The organism is Rhizobium sp. SRI_017 (assembly GCF_057586295.1).
This window is the reverse complement of record NZ_JBYCZP010000023.1, coordinates 87,888-94,874: the sequence shown is the minus strand read 5'-3', so window position 1 is coordinate 94,874 and position 6,987 is coordinate 87,888. Positions and strand designations below refer to the sequence as shown.

The 6,987-nt window shown below is 61.7% G+C and carries 6 protein-coding genes; 4 read left to right on the top strand and 2 right to left on the bottom strand.

Annotated elements, in window-relative coordinates:
• Positions 1–305: 305 nt before the first annotated feature.
• Complete coding sequence (locus AC2YI2_RS31515) at positions 306–437, top strand: hypothetical protein (RefSeq protein ID WP_487390494.1); 132 nt, start codon at positions 306–308, stop codon at positions 435–437.
• 117 nt (positions 438–554) lie between these two features.
• On the opposite strand, the gene AC2YI2_RS31510 is transcribed toward AC2YI2_RS31515, so the two are convergent.
• Both AC2YI2_RS31510 and AC2YI2_RS31505 read right to left on the bottom strand, forming a co-directional pair.
• Positions 555–2,033 (bottom strand): xylulokinase, encoded by a 1,479-nt coding sequence (locus AC2YI2_RS31510; protein WP_487390493.1) that lies wholly within the window; start codon positions 2,031–2,033, stop codon positions 555–557.
• A 53-nt stretch (positions 2,034–2,086) separates the two neighbouring features.
• Positions 2,087–3,043 carry a sugar-binding transcriptional regulator gene (locus AC2YI2_RS31505; protein WP_487390492.1) on the bottom strand — a complete coding sequence of 319 codons (957 nt, stop codon included), beginning with the start codon at positions 3,041–3,043 and terminating at the stop codon, positions 2,087–2,089.
• Positions 3,044–3,182: 139 nt separating this feature from the next.
• Here AC2YI2_RS31505 and AC2YI2_RS31500 point away from each other — a divergent pair, with 139 nt between their 5' ends.
• From AC2YI2_RS31500 to glpD, 3 genes are read left to right on the top strand one after another with little or no spacing between them, the layout of a single operon-like run.
• Complete coding sequence (locus AC2YI2_RS31500) at positions 3,183–4,538, top strand: sn-glycerol-1-phosphate dehydrogenase (protein ID WP_487390491.1); 1,356 nt, start codon at positions 3,183–3,185, stop codon at positions 4,536–4,538.
• A 4-nt stretch (positions 4,539–4,542) separates the two neighbouring features.
• Positions 4,543–5,355 (top strand): HAD-IIB family hydrolase, encoded by an 813-nt coding sequence (locus tag AC2YI2_RS31495; RefSeq protein ID WP_487390490.1) that lies wholly within the window; start codon positions 4,543–4,545, stop codon positions 5,353–5,355.
• Positions 5,352–6,899: a glycerol-3-phosphate dehydrogenase gene (glpD, locus tag AC2YI2_RS31490; RefSeq protein WP_487390489.1), complete on the top strand. Its 1,548-nt coding sequence runs from the start codon at positions 5,352–5,354 to the stop codon at positions 6,897–6,899. Before AC2YI2_RS31495 ends, glpD begins: the two co-directional genes overlap by 4 nt.
• Positions 6,900–6,987: the final 88 nt, after the last annotated feature.

Genomic DNA, 6,987 nt, shown 5'->3' with positions numbered 1-6,987 from the left:
TCATGATTCGGCTTATCCGCATAGCGATGCAAGTCGGGATACAGGACTGGCACTTCCACGAGTGCATCTATATATTTGAATCAAAAACCTTTTTACGATCCATTTATCAAAAATCCAGCCTAACCCAATATGTTCACAAGCTTGGGGCCACATAATTTCCGGGCCATGGGTTCACATCCTATCAAGGCGTACCTGAATGCGGTGCTTGTTCCAGCCTTGGACGGATGTGACGATCGAAGAATGTGAAGCGCCGCACGGCCTCGTCCTTACTATGATGAATTCGGAGTGGCGCATTCGAACTGACATTGACGCAGACGGACGACACGACCACGCTCCGGTTCGTGCGGCACCTGTCCGACTGCGCGCTCGCGGGCGAAGTGGTCGGCGCGTGCGATGGCAAGGCGCTGCCGTCGTTCGAGGACTTCAACCCCGCATAGAAGGCACATTATTTGAAGGATACGTAGACGATCGGCATATCGTATGGCCTTGGCCCCGCCCGAAATAGCAGTCAAATCGAAGCCGAATTCAATTTTGGGCTTCCGCTTCGTCATCTCTTACCTGTTTTTCAGATAGATGGACGCCTGACGGTGTGAGAGTTCGCGCCAGTCCTTGCGGGTTGCAAGATCGGGGTCCGTGGCTTCGGCAGTTCTCGACATGGCCATGGCGGCATCTTGGAAATTCTTGAACCATCCAGCGCCCACGGCTGCGGACATGCCGGCGCCCAGCGCTGACGCCTCGTTCGAAAGGCTGCGATGGACCGGGAGTCCCGTGGCATCCGCCACCATTTTGCGCCAGAGCTTGCTCGATGCGCCGCCGCCGATAACGAAGATGCGATCGGCTGCGAGCCCCTTGGCCTGCATCTGTTCAAGAGCACGGGTGAATTCCAGCGTAATCGCCTCCAGCGAGGCGCGGTAGAGATGGCCCATTCCGTGATCCGGCCCGAAGCCGGTGAAGGTCGCCCTCGCACTTTCATCCCAATGTGGGTCCATGCAGCCCATGAGGTAGGGACAGACGGTCAGCCCGTCCGATCCGACCGGTAGCCGCATCGCTTCCGCTTCCAGCCTTTGGAAGACTTCCGGATCAGAGCGCCCGCCGGCGAAATTGTCGAGCAGCCAGTTGACGAAGAAGGCGCCACCGCGCTGCACGCTCTCCAGCATATAGCCTTCGCCCGTCGGCGAAACCAGCGTCCGCCAGTAGGGGCTGAGCTCCGGTGTCGGCGACCAGAGACCGCCCGCCACGGCGGTGCCGAGATTGAGATAGACTGTCCCCGGTTCGATCGCACCGACGCCGAGGCCGGCGCAATGGCCGTCACCACCCGCTGCGAATATCGGCGTGCCTGCCCGCAACCCTGTTTCCGCTGCAGCCTCTTCCGAAATGACACCGATCCGGGAGGCCGGAGGGTTGAGCGGTGGAAGCTTGGCCTCGTCGATCTCGAGATGGTCGAGGATCGTCCGCGACCATGTCTTAGCCACGATATCGAAGATGCCGAAGGGGTCGGCGCTGGTCCAGGTTGCCTGAGGTTGGCCGCTCAGCCGCATGACGAGATAGTCGTGAACCGACAATATATGGGCAGCCTGGTCCAGAAGTTCCGGCTGATGCGCGCGCAGCCAGCGCAGCCGATAGACGCAGGGGATGACATCCACGGGCTTGCCGGAAATGCGATGCAGGTTTTCGCCGCCCAATTCGCTTGCCAGCAGGGAAGTCATGTCCCGCGCCCGGCGGTCGAGCCAGAGTGTGGCCGGCGCCAGCGGACGCCGGTCGGCACCGAGCAAAGCCATGGTTTCGCGCTGGTTGGAGATTGCCACGCCATCGATCCGGGCCGGGTCGAGCGCGCCTGTGACGGCTCTCAGCGCAGCGGTCGCTGCACTCCACCATTCGTCGGGATCCTGTTCGGCGCGATGGGCGTCGGGGGTGGAAATCGTATGCGGAGCACGGCCTTCGAAACGCGGTTCGCCCTCCTGCGACCAGGCGATCGCCTTCACCGATTGGGTCGATGAATCCAGGCCGACAACATAGCGTTCGTTCGAATGCATCAGAGCGGCTCCTCCCTCCACTTGACGACCGGATCGGCCGGCGGCTCTTGTTTTCAGGGCCCCAGCAAGGCCTCTCCCGTGGCCATGTCGGTGACGAAATGCGTCGCATAGCCGCCTTCGAGTGTGGCGGTGATCGCCTCGATCTTGCCGGCGCCTCCGGCCACGCAGACGCGGTTGGGCGTCTGAAGCAGTTCTTCGAGTGCTATACCCACCATCCGCTCGTCATGATCGCCGCCGACCGCATGGCCATGCGCATCGATGAAGCGGCCGATGATCACCGCCACGGCGCCGTCCTCGACATATTTGTCGATCTCGGCCTGGCTTGCGATCCCCGAGGCCCTCACCGTGCTCTTGGCGCCGACATCGCCAACGCCGAACAGGATTCGGTTGGTCGAGTGAATGAGATCGAACTGCTTTTTCAGCACCGGTTCATCCAACAGCATTGCCCTGAGTTCCTTGGTCGAAAGAACTGCCGGAGCCAGCAGGTTGACGCAGCGCGCGCCGATGCGGCTGGACAGAAGCGAGGTGCAGAGTTCAGGCGAGAAATCCGGCTCGCCGGTCGAACTGCCCGAAACCTGCACCACGGTCAGGTTCTGCAGCGGTTCCGGCAACGAAATCTGATCAGCGACCGAAAGCACCGTACGTCCCCAGGCAACGCCGATCACATCACCGGCGACGATCTGGTCGGCAAGGACCCGTGCGCCTGCATCGCCCAGCCTGCGGACGAGGTCCCGGTCCTCGGTGACGGGAATCACCAGCGCACCGTCCAGCCCGAATTTTTCCATCAGGCCGCGCGCGATCCTGGTGCGGCCGCTTGCATGCGTGTTGATGCGGATCGACACGATGCCACGTTCGCGCGCCTCCTGCAGATAGTTGACGATGGTTGCGCGCGAGACATTCAACCTCTTGGCGATTTCGCTCTGGGTCATCTCGTCGGCGTAATAAAGCCAGGCTGCCCAGGTGACGGCGTCGTCGAATTCCGTGGGCAGGGTGACGCCTGCATCCTGCATCTGTTTCCTCGAATTTTCTTGTTGTCTGACGCCATCAGACGGCATCGGATGGCAAATGTCAACATGCTCTGTCTTGTGTGTTGACAAGTGCCATCGCATGGTGTCTTTTGTCGAAATCAGATAAAAACGGACTTCGGGAATGGAAACGGCAAGGAACCAGGGCGGCGCGGCAAGCGCTCCCGCGGGCGGCTGGACCGCGCTTATCGATGACGTGGTGGCAGGACGCTGGACAAATCCGGAAACCGGAGAACGGCCGGTCGTTCCCTATGAATCCATCGTTATCGCGGAAAGCTTGGAGGGGTGCGAAGCGGAGCTCGTCGCGGATCTGAAGCTCGGCGAGACCTTCACCGTAGTGGCAGATCACGCGACGTGGGATGCGATGGGTGCCCGCGTGGCCCGCGCTCTCGAAGCGCTGGGCCCGGTCAAGGCGGTCCTGCTCGACCATCCGCATGCCGACATGGCCAATATGGCGCTGTTGACCGAAAAGCTGAACGGTGCCGAGGGCATCGTCGCGGTGGGGTCGGGCACGATCAACGACCTGGTCAAATATGTTACCGGCCTTGACGGTCGCCGCTATTGCATCTTCGGCACCGCTGCCTCGATGAACGGTTACACATCGACGACAGCCTCTATCACGCTGGCAAGCGGGCTCAAGGTCTCGCTGCCCTCGCATGCGCCGGCCGGCTTTTTCGTCGATCTTGGCGTCTCGGCATCCGCGCCGACCTATCTGGCCGCCGCGGGCTTTGCCGACTGCCTTGTTCGTTCGGTGGCGCAGGTCGATTGGTGGCTGTCGCACCGCTTGTTTGGAACGGTCTATTCGAACCTGCCCTACATAATCCAGGAGCGGGACGAGATCGAGCTCAACCAGCGCGCCGCAGGCATTGGCAGCGGCGATGTCGCAGCCAATGGCTATCTCTATCGGGTGCTGACGCTCTGCGGGCTTGGTGTGTCATTCACCGGGATGTCCAACCACGGCTCGATGGGCGAGCATCAGATCTCGCACTATATCGATTGTTTTGCCGGAGCCAGGCATCCCGGCACCCTGCACGGACAGCAGGTGGGCGTCGGTGTACTGACCATGGCCCGGCTGCAGCGCCATTTCCTGGAAAGCGCCTCTCCACCGGTGATGAAGGCGAGCAGGATCGATGTCGCCGATATGTCGCGTCGTATGGGGGCTGACATTGCAAGACAATGTCTTGGCGAGATTCAGCCCAAGATCTTCAGTGACAACGCAATTGGCGCCCTCAACGACAAGATCGCCGATCTCTGGCCGGTGCTGCGCGAGGAATTGAAAGCCTTCGTCATCCCGGTCGATGAAATGACCCGGCTGCTGAAGGCGGCGGGTGGTCCGACGACGGCCAGCGAACTCGGTGTGCCGGCGGACTTCTATCGCGAGGCGGTCATTCATTGCCGCGAGATGCGCAATCGCTACTCCTTCCTCGATATTGCCGCCGATGCCGGCATTCTCGAGGATTTTGCCAGCGGAGAGGTCTGAGGCCATGCGGGCGATCTCCGATATGCCGGTCGAGGATGCAGGCAGGATCAGCACCCTGTTTGCGGATATTGACGACACGTTGACCAATGACGGCCGTTTGCCGGCCTGCGCCTATGAAGCGCTCGAGCGGCTTCAGGCTGCGGGGGTTGCGGTCGCGCCGATCACGGGCCGTCCGGCGGGTTGGTGTGACATGATCGCCCGGATGTGGCCGGTTTCCGGCGTTGTCGGCGAGAATGGCGCCTTCTATTTCTCCTATCGTCAGGACAGCCGGCGGATGCGCCGCGTCTTTGCGATCAATGACGACCAGCGTGCCAGTGACCGCAAGAGACTTGAAGCAGTGATGGCGCGCATTCTCACGGAAGTGCCGGGAGCGGCGATTTCGGCCGACCAACTCTATCGCGAAGCGGATCTCGCCATCGATTTCTGCGAGGACGTGCCGCCGCTGCCGACAGGAGAGGTGGAGCGCATCAAGCGGATCTTCGAGGAGGAGGGAGCGGTCGCCAAGGTTTCGTCGATCCATGTCAATGGCTGGTACGGCGCCTATGACAAGCTGACCATGACGCGGCGGTTCGCCGCCGATGTGCTGGGGCTGGATATCGACGCCGAGAAGGACAAGGTCGTGTTCGTCGGCGACAGTCCCAATGATGCGCCGATGTTCGATTTTTTCCCCAATGCCTGCGGCGTTGCCAACGTGTTGCAGTTTCGCGGGCGGATCGACGCTGAGCCTGCCTATGTGACGTCGCATGAGGGTGGGCATGGCTTTGTCGAAGTCGCCAACCACATTCTCGGCGCGCGCGAGGGGAGGGTTGCGGCATGATGGCTCCCCTCTATGATCTCGCGATCATTGGCGGCGGCATCAACGGCGCGGGCATCGCTCGCGATGCTGCGGGTCGCGGGCTGAGCGTCTTTCTCTGTGAGAAATCGGATCTCGGCTCGGCGACCTCCTCGGCCTCGACCAAGCTCATTCACGGTGGCCTGCGCTATCTGGAACATTACGAATTCAAACTGGTGCGCCATGCCCTGAGTGAGCGGGAAGTGCTGTGGCGGATCGCGCCGCATATCATCTGGCCGCTGCGCTTCGTGTTGCCCCATCGAAAGGGTCTTCGCCCGGCCTGGCTGCTGCGGCTTGGCTTGTTTCTCTACGATCATCTCGGCGGGCGCCAGAAGCTTCCGGGCACGAAGACGCTGAGATTGTCGCGCGATCCGGCGGGCGAGCCGCTGCGCGATGTCTCCTCGGTCGGGTTCGAATATTCCGACTGCTGGGTGCAGGACAATCGCCTGGTGGTGCTCAATGCTCGCGATGCCGAAGCCCATGGCGCCGACATCCGCACGCGTGCCCGATGCATCCGGGCGCTGCGTGAAAAGCGGCACTGGTACGTGAGTGTCGAAGACGTTGAAACGGGCGCGGTCGAGACAATTCGGGCGCGGGCGCTCGTCAATGCTGCAGGTCCCTGGGTGGATCAAGTCCTGGCTACTGCGATTGGCCGAAATGCGGCGGGTTCGATCCGGCTCGTCAAGGGTTCGCATATCGTCGTGCCTCGCCTTTATGAGCATGACCGCTGCTACATCTTCCAGAATCCCGACGGGCGCATTTTCTTTGCCATCCCCTATGAGGAAGAGTTCACGCTGATCGGCACGACCGACGTCGATTACAAGGGTGAGCCGGCAGAGGTCCGTATATCGGATGACGAGGTCGACTATCTCTGCGAGGCGGCGTCCTCCTATTTCAAGCGCGCCGTGACGCCGGCCGATGTCGTCTGGACCTACTCAGGTGTCCGCCCCCTTTATGACGACGGTGCCGCCAATGCGCAGGAGACCACCCGCGACTATGTGCTGAAAGTCGATGGCGCAGACAACGAGGCTCCACTTCTGAGCGTCTTCGGTGGCAAGATCACCACCTATCGGTGCCTGGCGGAGGATGCGCTGCAGAAGCTGGCGGTCCGTTTCCCGCAATGGGCGTCCAACGCCGGATGGACCGGGCGACAGCCTTTGCCAGGCGGTGATTTTCCGGCGGACGGGGCGGATCGGCTCGCACAGGACCTGAGCCTTGAATACGCATTTCTCGACAAGCGCGCTGCCCGCCGCCTTGTCCGCCACTACGGGCTTGAAGCCAGGGATATCCTCGCAGGTTCGCGCGCAAAGGCCGATCTGGGCCGTACCTTCGGTCCCGACCTGACCGAGGCGGAAGTCCGTTTTCTGATGCAGCGCGAATTTGCGCAGACCGCAGAAGATGCGGTCTTTCGCCGGACAAAGGCGGGCATCCGCATGCGCAAGGAAGAGATCGCCGAACTGGACGCGTGGATGGCCGAGGAGCGCGCCGCCGGCAGGGCGGACCGCAAGGAGTTTGCCGTGGCGCGATAGGAAGTGCCGATGACCAAACGAAAGATAGGAACCGGCTTGTGCCGGAGAGGATGAGAAACAGGGTTGAGCATGGCCCGGACCGGCAGAG

Bases quoted from the DNA above. Each gene is read 5' to 3' on its own strand.
- AC2YI2_RS31510 (WP_487390493.1), bottom strand. From the start codon at position 2,033: ATGCATTCGAACGAACGCTATGTTGTCGGCCTGGATTCATCGACCCAA.
- AC2YI2_RS31505 (WP_487390492.1), bottom strand. From the start codon at position 3,043: ATGCAGGATGCAGGCGTCACCCTGCCCACGGAATTCGACGACGCCGTC.
- AC2YI2_RS31500 (WP_487390491.1), top strand. From the start codon at position 3,183: ATGGAAACGGCAAGGAACCAGGGCGGCGCGGCAAGCGCTCCCGCGGGC.
- AC2YI2_RS31495 (WP_487390490.1), top strand. From the start codon at position 4,543: ATGCGGGCGATCTCCGATATGCCGGTCGAGGATGCAGGCAGGATCAGC.
- glpD (WP_487390489.1), top strand. From the start codon at position 5,352: ATGATGGCTCCCCTCTATGATCTCGCGATCATTGGCGGCGGCATCAAC.